At 59.8% G+C, this 21,493-nt stretch carries 17 protein-coding genes; 9 read left to right on the forward strand and 8 right to left on the reverse strand.

Annotated elements, in window-relative coordinates:
• The first annotated feature begins 1 nt into the window (after position 1).
• The 3 genes from ACRARG_RS18735 (at position 2) to ACRARG_RS18745 (ending at position 3,751) form a co-directional block, all read left to right on the forward strand.
• Positions 2-1,915, forward strand: a complete 1,914-nt coding sequence (locus ACRARG_RS18735) for a heavy metal translocating P-type ATPase (protein ID WP_088726623.1) — start codon at positions 2-4, stop codon at positions 1,913-1,915.
• Positions 1,912-2,613: a VIT1/CCC1 transporter family protein gene (locus ACRARG_RS18740; RefSeq protein ID WP_078572358.1), complete on the forward strand. Its 702-nt coding sequence runs from the start codon at positions 1,912-1,914 to the stop codon at positions 2,611-2,613. The genes ACRARG_RS18735 and ACRARG_RS18740 overlap by 4 nt, the downstream gene beginning before the upstream one ends.
• A gap of 541 nt (positions 2,614-3,154) precedes the next feature.
• A complete protein-coding gene (locus ACRARG_RS18745) occupies positions 3,155-3,751 on the forward strand; it encodes a DUF6088 family protein (RefSeq protein ID WP_107817737.1) in 597 nt (198 codons plus the stop codon).
• A gap of 178 nt (positions 3,752-3,929) precedes the next feature.
• On the opposite strand, the gene ACRARG_RS18750 is transcribed toward ACRARG_RS18745, so the two are convergent.
• The 3 genes from ACRARG_RS18750 to ACRARG_RS18760 all read right to left on the reverse strand — a co-directional run bounded on the left by ACRARG_RS18750 (position 3,930) and on the right by ACRARG_RS18760 (position 6,495).
• Entirely contained in the window at positions 3,930-4,847 is a 918-nt protein-coding gene (locus tag ACRARG_RS18750; protein ID WP_107817730.1) for a nucleotidyl transferase AbiEii/AbiGii toxin family protein, read from the reverse strand.
• Complete coding sequence (locus ACRARG_RS18755; protein ID WP_107817731.1) at positions 4,837-5,667, reverse strand: type IV toxin-antitoxin system AbiEi family antitoxin domain-containing protein; 831 nt, start codon at positions 5,665-5,667, stop codon at positions 4,837-4,839. The genes ACRARG_RS18750 and ACRARG_RS18755 overlap by 11 nt, the downstream gene beginning before the upstream one ends.
• Before the next feature lie 246 nt (positions 5,668-5,913).
• Positions 5,914-6,495: a plasmid pRiA4b ORF-3 family protein gene (locus tag ACRARG_RS18760; protein ID WP_245890225.1), complete on the reverse strand. Its 582-nt coding sequence runs from the start codon at positions 6,493-6,495 to the stop codon at positions 5,914-5,916.
• Between the two features lie 928 nt (positions 6,496-7,423).
• Between ACRARG_RS18760 and ACRARG_RS18765 the strand changes: the two genes are divergently transcribed.
• The 6 genes from ACRARG_RS18765 to ACRARG_RS18790 all read left to right on the forward strand — a co-directional run bounded on the left by ACRARG_RS18765 (position 7,424) and on the right by ACRARG_RS18790 (position 14,885).
• Positions 7,424-7,762, forward strand: a complete 339-nt coding sequence (locus ACRARG_RS18765) for a DUF736 domain-containing protein (RefSeq protein ID WP_008335659.1) — start codon at positions 7,424-7,426, stop codon at positions 7,760-7,762.
• 635 nt (positions 7,763-8,397) lie between these two features.
• Positions 8,398-8,574 carry a hypothetical protein gene (locus ACRARG_RS18770; protein ID WP_170109353.1) on the forward strand — a complete coding sequence of 59 codons (177 nt, stop codon included), beginning with the start codon at positions 8,398-8,400 and terminating at the stop codon, positions 8,572-8,574.
• A 411-nt stretch (positions 8,575-8,985) separates the two neighbouring features.
• The gene (locus tag ACRARG_RS18775) at positions 8,986-9,606 is read left to right on the forward strand and encodes a helix-turn-helix domain-containing protein (RefSeq protein WP_107817733.1); all 621 of its coding nucleotides are present in this window, start codon (positions 8,986-8,988) and stop codon (positions 9,604-9,606) included.
• Positions 9,599-11,527 (forward strand): relaxase/mobilization nuclease domain-containing protein, encoded by a 1,929-nt coding sequence (locus tag ACRARG_RS18780; RefSeq protein WP_107817734.1) that lies wholly within the window; start codon positions 9,599-9,601, stop codon positions 11,525-11,527. Before ACRARG_RS18775 ends, ACRARG_RS18780 begins: the two co-directional genes overlap by 8 nt.
• A gap of 16 nt (positions 11,528-11,543) precedes the next feature.
• Entirely contained in the window at positions 11,544-13,469 is a 1,926-nt protein-coding gene (locus ACRARG_RS18785) for a type IV secretory system conjugative DNA transfer family protein (protein ID WP_432691722.1), read from the forward strand.
• Positions 13,470-13,964: 495 nt separating this feature from the next.
• Positions 13,965-14,885: an HNH endonuclease gene (locus ACRARG_RS18790; protein WP_432691723.1), complete on the forward strand. Its 921-nt coding sequence runs from the start codon at positions 13,965-13,967 to the stop codon at positions 14,883-14,885.
• Between the two features lie 99 nt (positions 14,886-14,984).
• Here the strand turns inward: ACRARG_RS18790 and ACRARG_RS18795 are convergent, their stop codons facing one another.
• The 5 genes from ACRARG_RS18795 to dndB are packed head-to-tail and all read right to left on the reverse strand — an operon-like array spanning position 14,985 to position 21,437.
• Positions 14,985-16,568, reverse strand: a complete 1,584-nt coding sequence (locus tag ACRARG_RS18795) for a DNA phosphorothioation-associated putative methyltransferase (RefSeq protein ID WP_432691724.1) — start codon at positions 16,566-16,568, stop codon at positions 14,985-14,987.
• Positions 16,456-16,830 (reverse strand): DNA sulfur modification protein DndE, encoded by a 375-nt coding sequence (gene dndE / locus ACRARG_RS18800; RefSeq protein WP_420415727.1) that lies wholly within the window; start codon positions 16,828-16,830, stop codon positions 16,456-16,458. Before dndE ends, ACRARG_RS18795 begins: the two co-directional genes overlap by 113 nt.
• The gene (gene dndD / locus ACRARG_RS18805; protein WP_432691725.1) at positions 16,830-18,821 is read right to left on the reverse strand and encodes a DNA sulfur modification protein DndD; all 1,992 of its coding nucleotides are present in this window, start codon (positions 18,819-18,821) and stop codon (positions 16,830-16,832) included. The genes dndE and dndD overlap by 1 nt, the downstream gene beginning before the upstream one ends.
• A complete protein-coding gene (gene dndC, locus ACRARG_RS18810) occupies positions 18,818-20,350 on the reverse strand; it encodes a DNA phosphorothioation system sulfurtransferase DndC (RefSeq protein ID WP_432691726.1) in 1,533 nt (510 codons plus the stop codon). The genes dndD and dndC overlap by 4 nt, the downstream gene beginning before the upstream one ends.
• On the reverse strand, positions 20,325-21,437 hold the full coding sequence (gene dndB / locus ACRARG_RS18815) for a DNA sulfur modification protein DndB (RefSeq protein ID WP_432691727.1): 1,113 nt from the start codon (positions 21,435-21,437) through the stop codon (positions 20,325-20,327). Before dndB ends, dndC begins: the two co-directional genes overlap by 26 nt.
• Positions 21,438-21,493: the final 56 nt, after the last annotated feature.

Genomic DNA, 21,493 nt, shown 5'->3' on the forward strand with positions numbered 1-21,493 from the left:
AATGGACCAGACCCGCACCGATCGCTTCAAGACCGCAATTCTGCTTCTGGCCGTGATTGGTCTGATCGCGGGTCTTGCATTCTATTTCGCTGGCAGGCGCGACATCGCGAACATCGTCTGGTTCGCCGGGGTTGTTCCAGCCCTTGCCGCGCTCACAGTCGAGATCCTGCGCAGCATTGGACGCGGCGAGGTGGGCCTCGATATCGTCGCAGCGCTGTCGATGACTGCCGCGCTCGTCTTCGGTGAGACTCTCGCCGCGGCGGTCGTCGCGGTGATGTATTCCGGTGGCACCTTCCTCGAAAGCTTCGCAGAAGGCCGCGCCCGGCACGAGATGCACGACCTGTTGTCCCGAGTTCCGCGGACAGCGACACGGCATCGCAATGGCGGCCTCGAAGATATACCGCTTGAGGAAATCGCTCCCGGCGATCGGCTGCTGATCCGTCAGGGCGACGTGGTGCCGGTGGACGGCACGGTGGCCTCTGACGCGGCCTTTGTCGATACTTCGGCGCTGACCGGCGAGTCGCTACCGGTGCGGCTTGCACGCGGGGCCGAGGCCATGAGCGGCTCTACCAATGCAGGCGAGGCTTTCGACGTCACGGCGACCCGCGAGGCCAAGGACAGCACCTATGCCGGAATCGTCAGACTGGTCGAGGAGGCGCAGGCGTCCAAGGCACCGATGTCACGGCTGGCCGACCGATGGTCTCTGGGATTCCTGGCCGTCACCGTGACCATAGCCTTCGCTGCCTGGTGGTTCACCGGCGACCCCATCCGGGCCGTCGCCGTTCTGGTCGTGGCGACGCCCTGTCCGCTGATCCTCGCCGTTCCTGTGGCGCTGGTCGCGGGCCTGTCGCGAGCCGCGCATTTCGGCGTGCTGATCAAGGGCGCGGGGCCACTCGAAACGATGGCGCGGATCCGCACGCTCATCCTCGACAAAACCGGAACGCTGACGGATGGCCGCCCGAAGATCGTGTCGATAAATAGTGCGGATGGCATGGACGAGGACGACATCCTGCTCTTTGCGGCATCCCTCGATCAGGCCTCCAAGCACCCAGTGGCACAGGCCGTCGTCGCCGCCGCGAAGGCGCAGGGCTTAACGCTGCCCGTGCCGTCCGAGGTTGCCGAGTTTCCGGGGGAAGGGGTCGTGGGCCATGTCGAGGGCCGCAGCGTGATCGTCGGCGGCGACGGTTTCGTGGCGTCCCGGGTTGGGCGGATGACGGGCGATCACCCCGCCACCGCCAAGAGCGCCGGATCGGTCCTTGTCGCCGTAGCGGTCGATGGACACATGGTCGGGCATCTGGTGATGTCCGACCCATTGCGCGAGGGCGCGGGCGTCATGCTGGAAGGTCTGCGCCGCGAGGGTATCGGGCGTATACTGTTGGCCACAGGCGACCGCGCAGATGTGGCCGAGCGCGTGACCGAGGGGCTGGGTCTCGACGGTCTGCGCGCCGGGCTGACGCCGGATCAGAAAGTTCTCCTTGTTCTCACAGAGCGCAAGCACGGACCCGTCATGATGGTGGGCGACGGCGTGAACGACGCGCCGGCACTCGCGGCAGCCGATGTCGGTGTGGCCATGGGTGCTCGGGGCGCCGCTGCCTCCGCCGAGGCCGCTGACGTGGTGCTGCTTGTCGACCGGATCGACCGGCTTGGGCCCGGCATCGAGATCGCCCGCGCGTCCCGGCGGATCGCCGTCGAAAGTGTTGTCGCCGGGATCGGCCTTTCGGTTCTTGGCATGATTGCCGCCGCCTTCGGCTACCTCACCCCTGTGCAGGGAGCGCTTCTACAGGAGGTGATAGACGTCGCCGTGATCCTCAACGCCCTGCGGGCGCTGCGCATTGTGCCGCATGAGCCTGCTATGGCCAAACCACAGCCCGCAACGTCAGGGCAAGCCGACATTGTTCAAGGAGCCACGCCATGAGCCGTCTCTCGCATTCCGAAATCCACATGGTGCACCGCATCGGCTGGCTGCGGGCGGCCGTACTTGGGGCCAATGACGGTCTCGTCTCGACCGCGAGCCTTATCGTCGGCGTCGCCGCAGCGGGGTCCGAAAAGCCCGAGGTCCTGATCGCGGGGTTGGCCGGGCTCGTGGCCGGTGCGATGTCGATGGCTGCAGGCGAGTACGTGTCAGTCAGTTCCCAGACCGACGCCGAGCAAGCCGACCTTGCGCGCGAAACGCGCGAACTTGAGGAAACACCGGAGGCTGAGCTTGAGGAACTAACCCTGATCTATGTCGATCGAGGTCTTGATCGGGATCTGGCCGAGAAGGTCGCGGTTCAACTGACCGAGCGAGACGCGCTTGGGTCGCATGCGCGCGACGAGCTGGGCATTTCCGAGACCGTGACGGCCCGCCCGGTCCAGGCGGCATTGGTTTCGGCGCTGACTTTTGCCGTCGGCGCGGTGCTTCCACTGATCGTGGTGCTGCTCGTGCCGGAAACGTTGATCGCGCTCTTGGTGGCAGCATCGACGATCATTGGCCTCGCGGTTCTCGGTGGACTGGGCGCCTCGGCGGGCGGCGCTGGCGTCGCGCGAGGGGCCGCCAGGGTCACGCTCTGGGGCGCCCTCGCGATGGCCGCGACAGCGGCAGTCGGCACAATCTTTGGTGTGACTGTCGGGTAGGAAATGATGGCAGCAGAGGGTGTAGACGTTGGATGTCAGCCCCCCGGGTTCGGCCACTCCGTTCGGCAATCGCGTCGGTCTTGAATTAAACCCAAGGAGCGATTTTGATTCGCTATCAAGGTGTTACGGCGTCCAGTGTGCGTTTTTGTGTACAAGCGCCTCCTAAAGTCTGCTAACGGGTGGGAAGCAGACCTTCACGGCCGTTGGCCGAACGGCAGGCTTTGCTGCAAGCTGTGAGGTCGATGGCACCGAGATCATGCATCTGCAGTGAAAGTCCGGTCTGGTGAAGCTGCAGCGCAGCGATTGACGACAGCGGCCATGGCTGGTTTGGGCCGTTCTTGTCGCTTGGTCGATATGGGCCTTACAACGCGAACCCAATTGGTCATGATTTGCCGTCGTCATGAATCTCCTCCTTGTGCCTCAGAGGCTCGGGGAAGGTGTCCCAATAGTGCGATCTGGTCCTAAGCGAGACTGACCCACGGAAGCTTCAGCTTGAAAACCGTCAGAAACTAAGCTATATATCTGACACATGGAGGCGAGCATGCAAACCACATCTCAAGCGATCAAGGCCTATGCTGAAGCGCTGCCGGAGGGGGCGACCCTGTCGGCGCGGGAGTTGTTGCACCTCGGAGAGCGTGCCGCGGTCGACCAGGCGCTGTCGCGTTTGGTTCGACGTGGGGAGCTTCTGCGTGTGAGACGCGGATTGTTCGCACTGCCCGTGAAAACCCGCTTCGGGAGCCGGGCACCCTCGGTTCAGGCCGTGGTTGAGCACATTGCGAAATCAACCGGTGAGCGTGTGTCGCAAAGCGGGGCGTCGGCAGCGAACCTGCTCGGTATTTCGACACAGAATCCATCCCGTCAAGTCTATTGGACTTCCGGGCCGAGCCGTCATCTGAAACTCGGAGCGCAAAGCGTCGAGCTTAAACATGTGCCGAGCTGGCAGCTTCGTGCACCCAACAGTCGTGCCGGCCACGCTTTTCGGGCGCTTGCATATTTCGGCAAAACCGAAGCTGCGCAGGCTTTGAGGCGTATCAAGGCGACATTGAACGAAGAGGAGCAGCGCGAGCTTCTGAGCCTTCGTGCCGGTGCGCCAACCTGGATGGCCAAGGAACTTAGCGCGCTTGCGTCGTCGCAATGACAGAAAACCAAACCTATTTTTCGTTGTCGCGCGAAGACAAGATTGACGCTCTGGAAGTGGCCGCCTCGAAACTGGGGCGGCCCGCAGACTTGTTGGAAAGCCGAGCACATCAAAAAACGTGACCAAGCATTCTTCGTAGTCGGGGTCGTTCTCGAAATCAGTCATCTCTGATCCATCTTCAGCCGAGGAGCTTCTCCAGCTCTTCCCCTTGGACGGCGTGCTTCTCCGGGTTTTCTGCTTTCAGCTTGTTCACGTTGATGAGCTTCCATCTGACCGCCGGAAGCTCGGCCGCTTGAGGGCGGTCGATCGCGTCGAAGTCGGGGTCGCCTTCATGCAGGGTTCTCAGAAACCTCTTCGCGCTCTCATCCAAGCGGGATTGGATATCACCGATCAGGCGGTCGCGCGTTGAGACCAATTCCGCAAGGTCGACCGCTCCCTTCGTCATGCCCTCGAATTCCCGGGCATAGGGCTGATCCAGATCGATCAGGTTTGGGTTCAGAAGTTCGTGCGGCGGGCGGGGTGAACTCGCAACGTAGATCAGAAAAGTACGGAACAACTCGTCGGTAAACCCTTCATTCTCGTAGAGGAGCTTGACGTCGTAGAGGTCTCGCGGGTGCTGGCGATCGAGGGCCGCATGTAGCTTACCGCCGAACAAATCTTCGAAAGCGACGATGTTCATCGTCGCATATCCGAACTCCTGCTCGACGGCTTCGGAGACTTCACGTTGTTCCGGATCATGCACGACGCCCCGGGTAACGGGGGAGGTTTCGATTTTGATTTCGGCTGCGCCGAGGCGTGCGAGCGCACGCGTGGCGCCGCCGCCGCCGCCGGCAATGCGCTGCGCTTTGGCGCCGGTGATGCCGCCTTCGATGGCAGCGGCAATCCGGTTCATCGCGTCGTTGATCTCGACGAGGCTTTCGGCGCGGTCCTTGACAGGCAGATAGGTCAGATCGATATCGACTGAGAGCCGCGGAAGGTCGCGATAGAAGAGGTTGATGGCTGTCCCGCCCTTGAGCGCAAATATCTCCTCCTTCGCGACATATGGAAGTACCCGCACGAGCAGGGCCACTTGGGCGGCATAGTCTTCACGCGCCATGACCACGTTCCTTTCTTACAAACTCTTCGGGCACCATGATCCTGTAGCGCGGATGTATCTTGCCGCCTTTGACCAATGCGCGATCCCCGCTGCCGAGGTCGAACTCTTCCGGATCGAGTCGCTTGCGCCAGGCATGGTCGTGGCGGTCGGCGAACACGAAGAACAGGCGTTTGACCTTGATCTTCTTGCAACTTCTGAGCAGTGCCGAGAGGGTTCTTGGGCGCAACGTCGTCAGGCTTTCGAACACCATGTCGAGGTTGTGAAAGCTCTCCTGATCCGGCAACTCGTCCAGCGCCTCAAAGATCGCGCGTTCCGGCGAGGACATCACCAGTTTCCAGTCCCATGGCAGGGACGATGCTGTCTCGTTGAGATTATTTCGCGCGTCGTTGACACCCAACTCTGGATCGGAGAACAGCGATACGCTGCGTGTGCGGAGTTCGGCGTTGAGCGGCAGTTTTTCGAGCCAGTTGGGGATTTTTGAGCCGTAGAGCCAAACCGTGCTTTTGTCGCCGAGGGAGAGATAGTGCGCATAGCCTTGCAGGCCCAATGCCGTCGCGCCCCCGATATGGACAGGGTAGTGCATGATGTGCTGGAGCGAGAGCAGGCAGGTCTTCCAGTCGAGCGTGTTCGTGGTGGCGCTGCTTGGTGAGGGGCGGCGGAAGACGCCGCGGCCAAGGCGTTCCAGCCAGCCGCGTTGAACATAGGCGTAGGATGAACGCCGGCCTATCCCGTGGTGCTCAAGCCAGGCGGAGTCCACGAGGAACCCCGTGGGGACAGCCTCAAGAAGGCTCTTTAGCTTTTCGTGTTCTTGTCCATTCATGTGCGACACAATGATATATTTTTAAAGAGGCCGCTACTTGTTTCTGTGAAAACCTGTGAAGTAGTCCGTTAAGGATCGACAAATTCTGAAATTCTCAAAGAGACTGGTGGTTGTCGGCTCTGAAGCTCACCAGCAAAGCAGGGCGTGGATGCCCTAGATTGGCTGAGAAGACGCTCGGCCATTCGGATCGAAAAGTTGAAGCTTTGTGCCCATGTCGAAGCCGCTGCGCCAAACCAGAGTCAGGTTTCACTTTCGATTGTGGCGTTCTTTTGCCCATACAAACATCGCACCAACGGCAGCATTGGCTTGCTGCACGCTGAACACTTCCGGTTCGAACGCGCCCGCCCATTGCTTTGTATCGCGATGTTCCGGGTGGTGTTTGTCGGTCAGCGCGTCGAGAAACTCTTCGTATGAGTAGGGCCCTCCACAGTCCTCTGGCGGGCACGCTCGCTCTCCGGCAACACAGGCGGGGAAGTCCAGATCTGGTCTTCCGGTTGGTTTGCTAATCTTCTCAACGGTGACGAGATGCCGCCAACCATCGCCGAAATCATAAGTATATGTGAACTGACTGCCTTTCTTGACCAGCTCTCCAAGAGCAAACTTCTTTTCGTCCTTCCGGCCATCGTTTGGGTCCCAGCTGTCGTCACTTTCGTCGCGGGCCTCGAACCTGTCTTCGCCAATCTCGAACTCATGCAGATGATAGTCTTGCCAAGGCATAGCGCCCTGGAGAACGGAATGCAGGATGTCCAAGCTGATGTCATTCGGCACGAGGATCCGGCGCCAGATGGGTGGTTTGATGCCAACAAGTTCGATTTTCAGCTCAATCAAAGTGTGTCCCGCCTGTCTCAATGGTCCTGCCGTTGAAGTAATTTTTGATCCTTAAGTTGAAGCATTCAAGGGGAACATTGGCCCCTCCTGCCCTTTGGTCAGGACCGCGCCCTAATCGGTCGGCTGCAGGCAGCCGCCCTCCCCGAGATGAAACGCCGCCTCTCCCTGCGACGTGCTGCTGGCCGCGCCGTCTCCTCCGGAGCCAGCCCGACCAGCCGTCGCATGGTCGTGGCAACGCTTCATCTCGGCCATTCGGTAACGGTCGCTGGGGCGGGGCGGGTCGCTTCAATGATCCCCTTTTTCCCGTATCAGCCGGTGTTACTCCTCGCTTTGCCGGACATGCTGTTCTGCCATCATTGACCGCAAAGGAGTTTCGACGACCGCCGGATCGCTCTGGCCAAAGCTGGCAGAGGGCTGGTGATCAGCGCGATGCAAGAAATCGCAAAGGATTCGGCTGCCGAAGAGGGGTCGTTCGAAATCGGGATGACCCGCGCCCGGTGCAGATGCCTCGGAGGTCAGCTTGAAATCGCTCTGCCAGATGGCACCGCACTCAACCAGCTTGCTACGTATGAGTGAGGTCGCGAAACGTTAGGCAGGGCTCGGCAAAGCGCGAACCCGTCCGGCTGCGGCTCGGGGTGAGAGGGCAGAAAAGACACCGCCGCCGGCAGTTCCATCGGCTGTTTACCTGGGTTTCCTTCGCGGCCACCGCACTTCTCCCGATGTGTTGCTTTGCATGAAATGCTGGTCGCAGCTGTCGTCCCGTCCACAAAGGTTGTCTCCGATCTTTTTCCCCTGACCCTGCGGGTCATTCCGCGCGGATCAAAAAGACCGGCGCCTGCCCCTCTCCGCTGCGCTTCGCCTTCGGTGTCGCCGGGCCTTGGCCAGCTGCAAGGTGACCATCATTGCAACGCAAACAAGGAGAAGAGCAATGACCACGAACTGCATCAAATTCACCAGCGCCGACATCGAAACCGCCAAAGGCGTCGGCTCCATCTCGACCCTGACCTTCGACCTCGACATCACGGTCGAACCCGTCGCGAGCTCGAACCCGATGGCCCCCACGCACCGCGTCCTCGGCCGCTCCCCCCGCGGCAAGCTGGTTGAGTGTGGTGGCATCTGGAAAAAGCAGAACAAGGAGACCGGCGCGGACTATTACACGCTGACCATCCGCGATCACGGCTTCAACGCCAACCTCGGCAAGGCCGCGAACCAGGACGATCTGTCCCTGCAGGCCGTCATCCCCTGGGGCCCGAAAGACGCCGCCTAAACCAAGGGCCAGACCGCTCCGGCGGTCTGGCCTTTTCTCGTTCCGGGGAATGGCAGCAGTTCGGGTCCGAAACCCGTGTCCGAAGAACGCCGCATATTTCGGAGGCTGACACCGAGGCGGATAGTCTGACTGGATCGATCGCAGAAGCAGCTTTGATCGTTCTGTTGAGGGACAGAGTGGATCGCGCGAACCCGAGGGTGAGCCGAAAGTAAGCAGAGGAAAACTGGGAGCCCACTTGGCGAGCCAAGCGCACCCCTCCGACGGTCGAGCAACCGGCGCCTGGGTATTCTTGGTGAAGCTGCCGGGGGTGCCGAACTCACCCTGTGTCGCGAGGTTGGAAACCGCAGATCAAAGTCATACGTCCGGGGGGCGACGTCGCACGCCGGGGTCGCCGCCGCGCACCTTTCCGTCGACCTGTTGGCCTTTTAGATCGCTAGCCCGGGGTCGAGCGGCCGGCAACGCCGGGGGCAGGTTTCTGGACGGCTGACGCCTTGAGCGCTGCGGGGCATCGCCCACAACAAACCTGCCCCCGGCGTGCTCCATTTCATTGCGCCCCGTGCCGGGTGCAGCCCGCTCTCATGCCCCCGGTCTTTTCCACGATCCGTCCAACGACGATCAACGGAAAGGATCACACCATGACACTCGAACAATCCATCGACCTCGCCGAACTGCAAGCCGACATGGCCTTCGATGCCTACCTCGCCGCCTTTGATGAAGACGCCCATCCGGAGACCCTCGACAGCCTCGAGACCGAGGCTCTGATCGCCCGCAGCCGCTACGACGATCTGCGCACTCTGGGACTGGGTCACTGACCCAGATACCCCTGCGGCTCTTCGGATCCGCAGGGGTCTGACGTCGACTCTCAGAAGCATCGTGCCGCCCTCAGAGGGTATGATCCGCGCCATCCCGCGCGGGCAGTTTTCGTGTTTCTGGCGCCCGATCCGTGAACGGCTCGGGCGCTCGGATTGCCTGACATCGCGTGCTGCGCCAGCACAAGTTTCAGAAGATTTTTTTGACCAGATTGCCTTGCCTCGATGAGGGCGGCGGCGCTCCGTGTCGCGCTGCGCAGCGGTCATGAGTGCATCCCATTTCATGCAAAAAGACACAATATGCAAAACGTAATATTGCGCAATATGATTTAGTGAAGTATAAGCGAAGGAGAGAAGGAAGACGTTGGCAGGATATGGCCAATGTTTGCACATTTTGTCCGAGGGGTCTGACCCGTGCCGAGGCCAGCGAAAAACCTGAAGCTTGAAGAGCGCATCGAAGTCGCGCGGCGCTTTGCGGCGGGCGAGAGCGCGAGGGAGCTGGCGGCGGCATTCGGCATCTCCCCGCGCCACGTGAACCGGCTCGCGAAAGAGGAGGCGGGCGAGGGCATCGCGGTGCGCGATCCAAGCGAGACGGTGGCCTTTCGGGCGAGCCAGTCCGAGCTTGCAGCGTTCGATGCCGAGTGGCGCGCGCGAGGCTATGCCAACCGGTCGCAGGCGCTCAATGCGGTGCTGCGCGGTCGCTGCGGTTTTCTCGATGTACCTCGTGATCTGGTCTCGGAATTCTGCGCCGCATGGCGTCAGGCGAAAGATGTGAGCGACGCCGGATTGGTGCTCGCCAAGGCGCTCCATCGCGGTCGGCTCGAGGTCACGGAAGCGGATCGCGCGGTGCTGATCGAACTCCTTGATCTGGCGCAGTCGATGAGCCGTGAGATGGGCCGGATGAAGGATGCGGCGCAGGCGATGCGTCATCAGGATTGGCCGCAAAAGGAAGAAGGGCAGGGGACGGTGAGCGCGGTTCTGGAGGACAGCCCGCGCACGATCGAACGCGAATTGAGGTTTGTCAGGAATGGCTGATCCGCTCGCCCTCTACACCTCGGTCATGGGGCGGCTCTGGGAGGATGAGCGCATCCGGGGCCAGGCCGCGGCGCGGATCGACGCGCGTCTGGCGGGGCGTCGGCAGGGGCGGAGTTTCGCGCGCGTCGGATCCCTGTCGGCGCGCAATGCGCTGAAGGCGGCCTCGGGTCAGAGCCGGGCGGCGGTGTTCAAACGGATCCGGGCAGGGGGCTGCAAGACGCGTGCTTCGCTCGGGGCGCAGATATCCTACATCAACGACAAGGCGGTCTACACCTACTCGACGATGACCAACGCGCTGACCGATGCGGCGGTGCTTTCTGAGGAGCAGAAAGAGGACATCATCGAGGACTGGGCCGGTACCTGGCGCGGCTCGACCAAGCTCGGGTTCACCTCGCACATGCTGCTGTCCTTCCCGACCGACGTGACGGTCGACCAGGTGCGCGACATCGCGATGGACTGGACGGAGCATTTCTTCGAGAGCGGCGAATACGGCGACCAATGGGACTATGTCCTCGCGGTTCATGACGACCGGGCGCACAAGCATGCCCATATCATCCTGAACAATCGCGGCGTGGAAACCGGCACCTGGTTCTCCTGCTGGGCCGAGGGGGTGATGTCGCCGCAGCTGATGCGCGAGAAGCAGGCCGAGATCGCGGAGCGCTATGGCGTCATGCTCGACGCCACCACCCGGCTCGAACGCGGCATCTTCGAGAAGCCCGCCGGGATCGAGGAGATTTACCGCGCCAAGGAAGAGGCCCGTCTGCCGCGCGAGATCGTCATGACGGCCCATGAATCCGCCGTCGCGCAGGCGCAGGTGGTGGGCTTCGCCAAGGACTACAAGAACCTCGCCGACTTGCTGGACCGGATGGACCAACGCCACATGGCGCGCGCCCTGCGCGGCATGGCGGACGGTCTCGGCTCCGGCACGCCGTGGAATTTCACCGAAGGAGAGATAGACATGAAGGACATCAAGACCGTCGGTGATGCGATCGACTATTCCGAGCGCACGATCGAGGCGCTGAGGCTCAAGGCCGAAGAACTGGACCCGGCCGAGCGCGCCGCGTTCGAGGTTAAGGCTGCGCCGATCATCGCGGACCTGTCGCAGATGGTGCCGGACCCGGACCTGCGGGCGCGCTTTGGCAAGCAGCTCGAAGAACCCTATCCGCCGGGGGCGGGCAGCGACGTGCTGATTGCCCCGCTGCAGTCCGGCAAGGACGAGGGCCTGCGTGACGTGCTCGAGCGTGCAGAGGAAGCCGGAATGGACAGCGAGGAACTGGTGGCGCGCATCTCGGCGGGCGGCACGCGGAACTACGGCATGGCCCAGGACTGGGTCGAGCGGGACATGAACGCGGTGCTCGCCAAGGACGGTCTCAGCGTGGAGACCGCCAGTGACGACCAGCTCGATGCCGCGCTGGAAAAGGTCGACGGCGTGATGGACGCCCTGATGGAGCGCGCCAAGGAACTGGGTGTCCAGATTGGTCGGACCCTCGCGGACGAGGAGGAGGCGACATTGCCCCTTATCGACGAGGATGACCGGACGCCCAATCCTTACCTGCAGGACCTCGCTGACATGTTGCGGGACGGCAAGCTCAGCGAGGAACAGGAAGAGACAGTCGAGCGGACTCTGCAATCCGAGCTCTTCAAGGAATTGGGTGAGGAGGGCTTGGCCGAGCTTCGGCGTGGCAACTACGAAGTGCTGGATGCGGCCTTGCCGAGCAAGCTCGACCAGATCACCGTCACGCAGGAATTCCTTGAGATGACCTTCGAGGAGACCCGCGATCAGGTCTTCACCAACCGCGCCGCCGGATTGCAGCAGGCCAAGGCGACCGAAGTGGCGCGGCTGCGCGGCCAGCAGGAGTCGCAGGAGCTGGGCCGCGATCTCAGTCGGGACCGCGGTCTCGACGACGAGATGGAATTCTGAGGGGGAGATGACCACCATGACCAAGACACTCCCCCTCTGGGCCGCGCTTCTCTTCGGCGTGATCTGCGGTGCCCTCATCGGCACCATCGTTGCCGCCTTCTACCTGACCCTAGCCCTGAAAACCGGGTTTCAGAGCTTCGACATGTTGGCGCTCTGGAAGGCGAGCGCCGGTACCCGCGCGGCACATCCCGAGGCGTTCAAGGTGGGGTTTGGGGCCGTCGGCTTCGGGGCCATCGGGCTTGGCGCCCTGGCGCTGGCCTGGACCTGGAAGAAGGAGCGCGACGACTACGGCTCGGCCCATTGGCAGACCAAGGCGGAGCTGAAGAAGAACGACATGCTACAGGCGCCCGGCAAGGGCTTTGTCTGCGGCAAGCTTGGCGCGCCGACCTCCAAGGCCGAGTTCATCTCCTCGACGACCATCCCGCATGTGATGATGGTGGCGCCGACTCGTGCCGGTAAGGGTGTGGGTTTCGTGATCCCGAACCTTCTGAGTTTTGCAGGCTCGGTCGTGGTGCTCGACGTGAAGGGCGAGAATTTCGACAAGACCGCGCGGCTCCGGGCGCTGAACGGCGACGAGGTCTATCGGTTCAGCCCCTTCGACTGGGCCAATGCCACGCATCGCTACAATCCGCTCGCCCGGATCGCGAAGGCCCCGAGCTTCGCGCAGCGGTTTACCGAGGTTTCGATCCTGGCCGACCTGTTCCTCGACAAGGACAACAAGCAACTCGACACCTTCTCCGAGGCCGGCAAGTCGATCTTTGTCGCCGCCTGTCTGCTGGCGATCCAGCGCGGAACGCCGAACCTTGGCGAGGTAAACAAGATCGTTGCAGGGGGCGAATACAAGAACGCCCAGTACAAGACCTATGCCGACGAGGCCGAGGAAGACATCCTGCGCGAGCTCTGGACCAACGCGGCCTCAGCTTCGTCGCGGCTGCTGACCTCGAACATCCAGGCGCTGATGACCGCCGGTCTCAAGCAATGGGACAATCCGGCGGTGCGCTCCGCCACGAAGGCGAGCGACTTCGACTTCTCGACCTTCCGCAAGACCCCGCAATCGCTCTACATCGCGGTGTCCGAAGATCACATCGCGACGCTGGCCCCGCTCCTGCGCCTGATGTTTGCCGATCTCATCGCCTCGATCCGCCTCAACGAACCGGGTCCGGACGAGCCCTGGCCGGTCATGATGATGATCGACGAATTCCAGCAGATGGGGGCCATGCCCTATCTCGAACGCGCGATCCATTCGCTGGCGAGTTACGGTGGCCGCGTCGCTATGATCGCGCAGTCGCTGGCTTCGCTCGACCGGATCTACGGGCCCGAAGGCCGCGAAAGCCTCGAGAACGGGGCAGGGCTGAAGCTCTACATCACCCCGCGTGACCAGCGCACCGTAAAGGAGGTTTCCGCCGCAGTCGGCAGCACCACCCGCGAGGCGGTGACCCGGATGTATGGGCGCAACAAGGGATTCCTTGGCGCGACCTCGACATCAGCGCGGCTGGAAGAGCGGCCGCTCCTCTCCGAGACCGAAGCGCGCCTCATGGATCCCGACGAGGTCATCATCCTCGCTTCGCCCCAGCATCCGATCAAGGCGAGCCGGATCAAGTATTACGACGATCCCTTCTTCAAGCAGATGCTCGCCCGCCAGGAGGGTAAGCCCTTCCCCTATCCGCCGAGCGTGCAGGGTGTGGGGCCTTGGAATGGAATAGTGGGCGGCGACGGTGGAGAAGAGGTCGTCGCAGACAAGCGGGCGAAACCGGCCGACCGCGCGCCAGTCCGGGATCGCTCGCAGCGTCGCGAAGCGCGTGCAATGAGCGTGAGGATGATGGAGGCCGAGCGCGGGCAGCCTGAGCCCGAGACGCTCGAGCGCGAAGCGGCTGTGCCGCAGGAATGGGAGGCGGCGCTCGACCGGCAGGAGGATTTCATCGAGGAGTTGTTGGGCGGGTGAGGGGGCTTCGTTGTGAACAGCTTTTCTGGGCCTTCACGCCACCCCAAAATATACTGCGGTCGCAGCCCACTTTTGTGACATGCGCTGCGAGCGCATACTCCGGAGATGGTCAAACAGGCGAAATATAGGACGAAGCAAGGGTAGGCCCGCGCTAATGAGTAGGGGGACGTCCGTCCAGACCGAGAGCCGTTGAAAAGGTGTGGGCGCAGGCGCAGACGACCCACGGGCCATGGCTTTCGCCTGAAGCCATAGCGTAGGGCTTGGTCTTGACGGAGTAAGGGGCCGCAGGCCCACACGAAACGAAGAGAAAAACGTCTGCCCATCAGGGCTGCCAAATAACGCGCAATGGATCGAAGCCGCATGGCCGAGACAACCCGCTGGCTCGGTTGACGAAAGCCCGATCTGCTAGAATATGCTATTCTAAGGTGTGGATGCACTCGGATACTGAAGAGTTTAGCGTGGCGTAGACGCGTAGGACTCATCTATGCTCAAGCTATGAAACCGACTGATTTGCTTGATTTTCTGCGTAGCCGAATGTCGATGACGGATGTCTATCAGCCAGTTATCGTCAAAGAACTATTGCTCAACGAAGGCACTTGCACCAAGACCGAACTGGCAACAGCCCTGTCAGGTCATGACCTAGCAGTGCAGGAATATTACGAGCGTATCGTTATGCGCTGGCCCAAGATCACACTCACAAAGCACGGCATTATCGACTACGAGCGCGAAGGCTCTGTCTTTCGTCTTCTGCCGTATCCTGCGCGTGAAGAAGATCGGATTGAAGCCATGGCACTCTGCGATGAGAAAATCACGATCTGGCTAGAACGCAAAAGATCGCGTGAACAGGCACCTGAGGCAGGAGCCTCTGTGCGCTATGAAATCCTCAAATCAGCCAAAGGGAAGTGCCAGCTTTGTGGAATTTCCGCAGAAATTCGACCGATTGATATCGACCATATCATACCGCGATCAAAGGCCAATAAAGACGGAAAAGTTCGTCTGAACGGGCAGCTTATTGATGTCAACGATCCCAAAAACCTTCAGGCGCTTTGTTTTTCATGCAATCGCGCGAAAAGAGACAAGGACGAAACGGATTTCAGGCGTCGCGACAAACTGGTGCGCGATCACATCCCTGACTTAATCCGCGCTGAAGGGCGAAGCCCTGTCATCAAGACACTTGAGGGCAAAGCTCTCACGAGCGCCCTGTACGATAAGCTGACGGAAGAACACGCAGAACTGCTGGCGGCGAATGATTCCAAGCAAAAGCACGAGGAACTGGCTGATCTCCTAGAGGTTATATTCGCTCTCGGCGAACAATACGGCGTGAGCAAGGAAGAGCTGCTGTTGTTCGCGGAGAAAAAACGCAATGCACGCGGCGCGTTCAACAAAGGATGCTTCTACCAAGGCGACGAGGGGTAGCCAGTCACGTACTGTTTGGGCCGTAAGGTTTTAGAGTTAGCGTAGAAAATAGCTCAACACACTAAACGGTTGCGGCGCACTTGATGGACGACAGTTTCTTCAGTTCTCTCGAAGCTGCAAAAGACGATGGCCCTTGAGATAGACTCCCTTTTCGGCAAGCGCCTCACGCCATCCGTTTTCCAACCCGATACGGCTGGTATCCTCAAAGAGTCCCTTGCTTTCCTCGACCCGCGTCAAGCGCTCGAACTTGGCACGGAGTGGATGATCGGCGGCAATGAACAGCTCTTTCCTGTGCAGAATGGGACGGTTCGCACTGTCCCGATAGCGGCGCGTTTTCACACGAAAAGTTTGCAGATGTACCGTCAACGCTTCATCCAAGGGCGGATGCGGGTCGTCATCGAATCCCGGATAACTCAGATAGGATACTTTAGGTTCGTCGCGATGTAATTTGATGATGTTGGCTCCCTCAACCCGCCCGAGATAGCCGCGTGCACACCCTTCGTACAAGCGCAGCAGGGGTGAGAGCATCGGCAAAGCGGTTTCATGGATATAGAGAGCGCTCGGCGTAAGTTTACCGAGCCCTGAGTCCTGACACGCCTGTTCGACAATTCCGGGCTGGCCCAGAGAATAGAGAAGTGTATCGGCTTGAGTGCAAGCCTGCTTGTATGTGGAAAAGAACGCCTTCACATCCCGTTGTAGGGATAGCGGCAACTTTCCGAAGGCGGGGCGACCCTCGAACTGCGAAAGCGCAAGATAGATCAGAAGATCCCGTGCGCGCTCTTGCCCTACGGCATCCCAATCAGACTCCTCCGTTGCATAAAGCACAACGCGAAATGCTTTACGGATAGAACCGAAGACATCGATCAACGCAGGCGTGTTGACCAACTCGTCATCATGGGGCAAGCGCCCGCGCTCACCCATAAAGTCCACAAGCGGTGCCAGCAGCGTCTCATGACGGGCATAGAGTTCAGCGGATTTGCTAAGTCTGGGGGCAATAAGTCGGCGGCGGTAGCGCGAAGCCAGAAATTGGGTTCGGGCTTCCTCGCTGCGAAAGACGTAGAACACGCCAGGCGCAGCCGGAACGGACTTCACCGCGAGGACGGTATCAATCCAGTGGCGCAATTCCTGTTGCTCGAAAAATTTTTGGAACGTACCGCGCCCTGTTAGGTAGCCGTCCGCATACTCGGTCGTTTCCCGCAATGATTTGGCTTCAAGCGTCAATCGTGCGCTCACCACCAGCACTTGTTCCGCAAGAGCCCAAGCGCGGCGGAGCGTATCGGCGCGTTCATTGACGTTCTCGATGACGTTGACGACGTAACCGAAATTGACGACCGATGCGCTGCGCCGCTCATGATCGGGTCTGTGAACGGGGTCCCAACCGCTGGCATTGTGTCCGAGAAAGGCAAGATGGCGCAGGTCGTCGCCACGACCGCAGCCATAGTCGAACAGGTGCATGTCCTGTTGGAGGATGCCGTCGGCCAGTATGCATTTCAGGGGGCGTGACGGTTCCGCCCGACCGATAGCCGTTCGTCCCCGCGCACGAAACTTATCGTCTACACCGGACACGTCATCAGGCAACGAGTGCGACGAGATCGTCGATCTTGCGCAGCTCCTTGTTGCCCGCAAGGTAGGATATGCCGCGATGCAGATGGAGCCTGAATTGCTGCGCCACGGTTTCAGCATCGACGCCGAGCCCGTCGCGGACACAGCGCTCTTTGACCAGGGCGATATAAAGGTCGGCATATCGTCCGCCGAACACTTTCCAGCTCATCTCGACATTACTATCGGCAGGGATTTTCGCTTGCGGAGGCACGCTCTGTTCCGCCAGAGACACGCACAATGCCCAACGACACAACACGTTCCAGTGCTCGATACCCGTGACGCGCTTGAGTTTGATGAGTTGGTCTTTGGCCTGCTGGGAGAGCCGGATATGTTCGATTGCCATTATGCGGCCTCCTTGGACGGAAGATATCCCGTCGCGATGCGGGTCGCGCCCGTCTTGTCATCGTAGGTGAGCTGGTAAGTGTGTCCGATCCACGGACGCAGGCGCTCGTGATAATCTCCCGCAATCTCTTCATCGGTTGAAAGCAGCAAAATCTGGTGGCTGGCATAAGGAAGGTAGCGTTCGACGAGATGCATGCGGTGCACGGAGTCGAGACGTCCGAGCGGCGTGTCGATGGCTGTCGGTAAGGGCCGGCCTGAAGCCTTTGCTAGGCCCCAGAGGAGAGCGATTGCCAGAAGCTGGCGCTCGCCCGCAGACAGTCTTTCGGCACTCAACAGGTCGTCATCGCGACCGAAAAGCGTCAGCGCATAATCTTCGGGATCGATTGAAAGACGTGTGACAAGCCCACCCTTTCGCAAGAGTTGTTTGTAGCTTTCGAGAACCAATTGCTCGATGCGTCGTACATGGCGAGCGATGACGGCGTGACGGAATGCTTCCAGCGTCCCGCGCACTTTTCCCGAATGGCGAAGAATTCGCGAGCGGTCATCACGTCGTCCCTGATCTTTCGCGTCTGCTTCCAGCAGTCGGGCAAGTGACTGCTCCTGTCGTTCGAGTTCGCGCTGTTGCCGTTCGATGTCCTGCCCCATTGCGGCATACATGGCTTCGAGTTCGGCAATGTCGCTGCGAAGCTCGTCTCGTTCTTTGGCCACGTCCTCCACCGTGTCAGAGCTCGGTATACTCTCATATTCCACACGGGTTTGTTCCTCATCCCGACGACGGCGGTTTTGTCGAGAAAGATGGTTGCCTGCGTCTGCCGCAAGCTGTTCCAGATCGCCCCGCAACAGAGAGTGAAGATCACTACGTACTTCCGAAGTGATATCCAGAACCGTGTCCTTCTTGCCCAGCTCTGCACGCTTGGCGCGGTCGGACTCGAAAAAGTCTTTCAGAGCATCCAGAACCTGCTTTTCGGCTTTCCGGCCGCGCAAATGTTTCAGGATGGCTTTATCTCTATCGACAAGCGCGTCAGCGAGATCACGGGAGCGACGGCATTCCTCTTCGTGCCGGTCACGCAACTCGGCAGACTCAAGAAGAACGCGGGCAAGGATTAAGGGCGCGGCCCCGCCTGCAAAGTCACGCAGGGCAACTTCTCCGTCCTGCACGGCTTGCACGGCATCCGCCCATTTTTTCTCGATAGCATCTTTCTGATCGTAGAGGGCGCCGCCGATCTTTCGGTACCTGTCCTCTGCTTTCCGCAAGGCCCTGCGCTGCTTGTCGATGCGATGTGTTTGCAATGACGCGCGCTCCTGTTTCAGGGCATCTACGCGCCGACGCAGGTCACGCACCTTATCCTGGGCGGATGTGATTTCAGTGTGGCGCGGAGCATCCTTTTCTTCCGAACGCTTGCGGCGTTCATAGACCAGCAAGTCCTTTTCGAGCTGATCGACCATATCCAGTCCCAGCAAGTTCTGAATCGCTGCACCGATCAGAGCGGAAGAATCCGATTGTGAGGCATACGCCTCGACTTGCTCGCCATCAAAAAGAAACAGATGGGCGATATTGGCGGGAAAGAACTCTTCGACCTGTGTTGCCCAATTATCGGCCAGTGTAGGTTCAGCATGGCCGTTCTTGAAAACCTCGAACCGCTCTTTGCATCCGTTGCCAGTGATCTTCCAGAAGCGACGCAGGTGGTAATGCTCTTCCGTACCCTCGACAGTATGGCGAAACGCCATTTCGATCCCCGCCTCGGTGTTGCCCCGTCTGCGATGAATGCAGCGCGACAGATACTCTGAGTAAGAAAGCGAACCACGGTTGGAGCATTTGGCATGGGCTCCGAACAAAACCAGTTGGAGAGCATCAAGGAACGTCGTCTTCCCGCCGCCGTTCAAACCGCCGATAAGAACAATCGGCTTGCCAGGTTCCGGCGGGGTCAGCTCGATGCGTTGCTCACCCTGATACAGACCGAAGTCGTGGAGAATGATCTCATCAAAAATCATTTGCAGCCCTCATCAACAAGGGCCAACGAATTGTCGATGGGCGCAAGCTCATCGGTGGCCTTTTCACGAGCTTCACCGAGCGCATCGCGGCGTGTCCGCGCTCTTTCGATAGCATCCTCTTCGTTGTCATAGAAATTGCGGTAAAAAGAGGCTTCCAGCGCATCAAACAAACCCGCCCGACGCAGCATCGATTTGTGGCGCTTTTCTACGGACAGTAGTTCTCTGACGAGCTGAAAATGAAGCTCGTCACTTTCGCAAATATCGCGCAACAATTCCATTTCCGTGGCGCCCATGACCAGATTGTCGTCGAGGCTACCGCCCGGATAGGCTTCGCTTGTTGCCTCTTCGTAGACGCGCGGTAGCGTGTCTTCGATTTCGTGTTTCTCGACGACCCAGATGCGACGGATTTCTTCGAGCTCTTCGAGTGTGATCAACTCGATGTCACACACCGTATTCGGACCGTTTTCCCGAATATGCCGCTGGGCTTCCAAAACCTGTCGAAGCCACATTTCGCGGGCGTTTTGCTTGTAAGGCCCCGGAATTGGACGGTCGTGGAAGAGCTGGACGGCTCCGTTCATGCGCCTGAAATCCCGTAAAGGACGGTCACCGTCAGGTGTCTTGGGGGGATCAAGTCTGTTGCGCAGCTCAAGAAGCGGCAGCATCCACTCCTTTTCCTCATCATTCTGGATCATGGCGTGCATGGATTTGTCTTTCTCGACAAGCGTGCACACCCAGCATCCGAAGCGGCTATCGCCGCAACTCGGTGTAGTGGTGTCAACAACAAGCGGGCATTCCCCGTCAGCCGAAGCCCCTTGATACATCGTCAGCAGGTCTTTGTTGTTGTAGCCCCATGGGTTTTGCACCTGCATGAGGAACATCCACACGTCATCATTCGACCAGTCTTCGACGGGCGAATAGACGTAGGAGTTGGGCAAACTGCCGTTCGGACTCAGACGGTCGCGAACCCGCTTTCGCTCAAAACGCTCCATGACCTTGGCGCGGGCCGTGCTTTCGGCTTTCCTCGTGCCGAGAACGAGGATGGCCTCGCCGTGTTTCTGAACGACCGAGCTGATGAACTGTGTTGAAGGGTTGATCTTCAGCCGTTCGGTGCACCATCTGAACTTTGGTCTCGGAGCGGGATAACCGCGACCGATCAGATTGACCCAGAATGTGTTTTCGGGTGCAGGCGTTAATTTATGCGCGGTCAGCGGCAAGCCCTGATCCGCAGCTTCCTGTCCCATGCGTTCAAGAGACTTCGAAACCCAGAGCGAGACGACGGGATTTTCGACCAACGTGTCGGTACTGATGACGTAGACGGGTTTGGAGCATTTGTCCTTCGGCAGATCAGCCAGCGCCAGCCAGACAAGCTGCAACACGGCGGTCGAATCCTTTCCGCCGCTATAGCCGACGACCCATGGGATCTCATCGGAAAAGTAGAGATCGACAATCTCCTGCTTGAGAGCGTCAATCGTTTTCTTGAACCCGGCTTCCGAGAATGCCGAATTACGCTGTGGCTTTTTTGTTGCCATTGGCCCCTCGTTTATATGCGTCTTCGACGCGCAGTTCATCATCCGTAAGCTCAAGCCCCAGATGGGTCTTGATAGCATTCGCAGTCAGGACGACGTTCTGATGTGCTTTTGAAAGCTGTCCGCCGACCAAGGCGCGACCTTCCCACATCTTACTGTTAGCCCGTCGCCAGTCTATGGCCTTGAGCTTGACGATCTTCGACTGCCAAGTCTTCGGATACTTGGAAATCAGCGCCCGGCCTGCGCGAGCCAATGCTTGCAGCACGACGCCGTGCGTGTGGATAAAGTCGGTTCGCACTTCGCCTGCGGTAAGGTCGCCGTTGCGTACCCGTCCCCATTCGTCAAATTGTTCGGCCACAGCCTCCCAGAATTCCAGAGCGAGTCGCGCCGCATCGTCAGGCGTCGTCTCGGGCATCCCTGTCAGAAGTTCGTTTGTGGCGTGATATATGGCGCTCAAGGTAAAAAGCCGTCGGGAACGCGGCGCGAGGCTGGTCTTTTCCAGCTCGACGACATCGCGGAAGATATCAGAGCCTGCGATCAGAGACTTGGCAAGGCGGGCCGCTTCATCTCGATAGTCATAGAGAATACTAAGTGAAGGCGACGGTCTGATGGCGTAGCGATTGAGGTCCGCAAACATCTGCTGGCAACGCTCCAACCCTTTGTCGAGGAAGAACACAACCGCGATAGTCTCGTCTCCGAGCTCGGGATGATTGCGCAATGCCTGATCAATCGCTGCGCGCCGATGCTGTCCGTCATTGATGATGAAGCGCGCCGACATAGGAATTTTGAGTATGCCGATTCGGTTGGCCTCGCCGTCTCCGGCAAAGGGCGCGAACGCGATATCGGCATCAATCGAGACCGTAATGGCTGAGAAAACGTAGTTATCCACATTTTCCGTGATGTATCGCGAAAGCTCGGGAATGCGGGCTCTGTTGAGCTGACGCTGGGCTCTCAGTTCGGGGGCGAGTTCATCCTCATCGAACTGGAATAGCTTCGGCAAAAGCCGCATGGGACACATGGAAACATAGTATTCCCGTCGCGCCTGGATGCCCCTGATGGCGGGGAACTGGTACTCGAAGCCGTCGCTCATATTTCTTTTCAAACCGGTGGGTTGTACGATACAAACATACTGAATCACATCGACCA

Source organism: Pseudooceanicola profundi (genome assembly GCF_050897955.1).
Taxonomy (GTDB): Bacteria; Pseudomonadota; Alphaproteobacteria; order Rhodobacterales; family Rhodobacteraceae; genus Pseudooceanicola.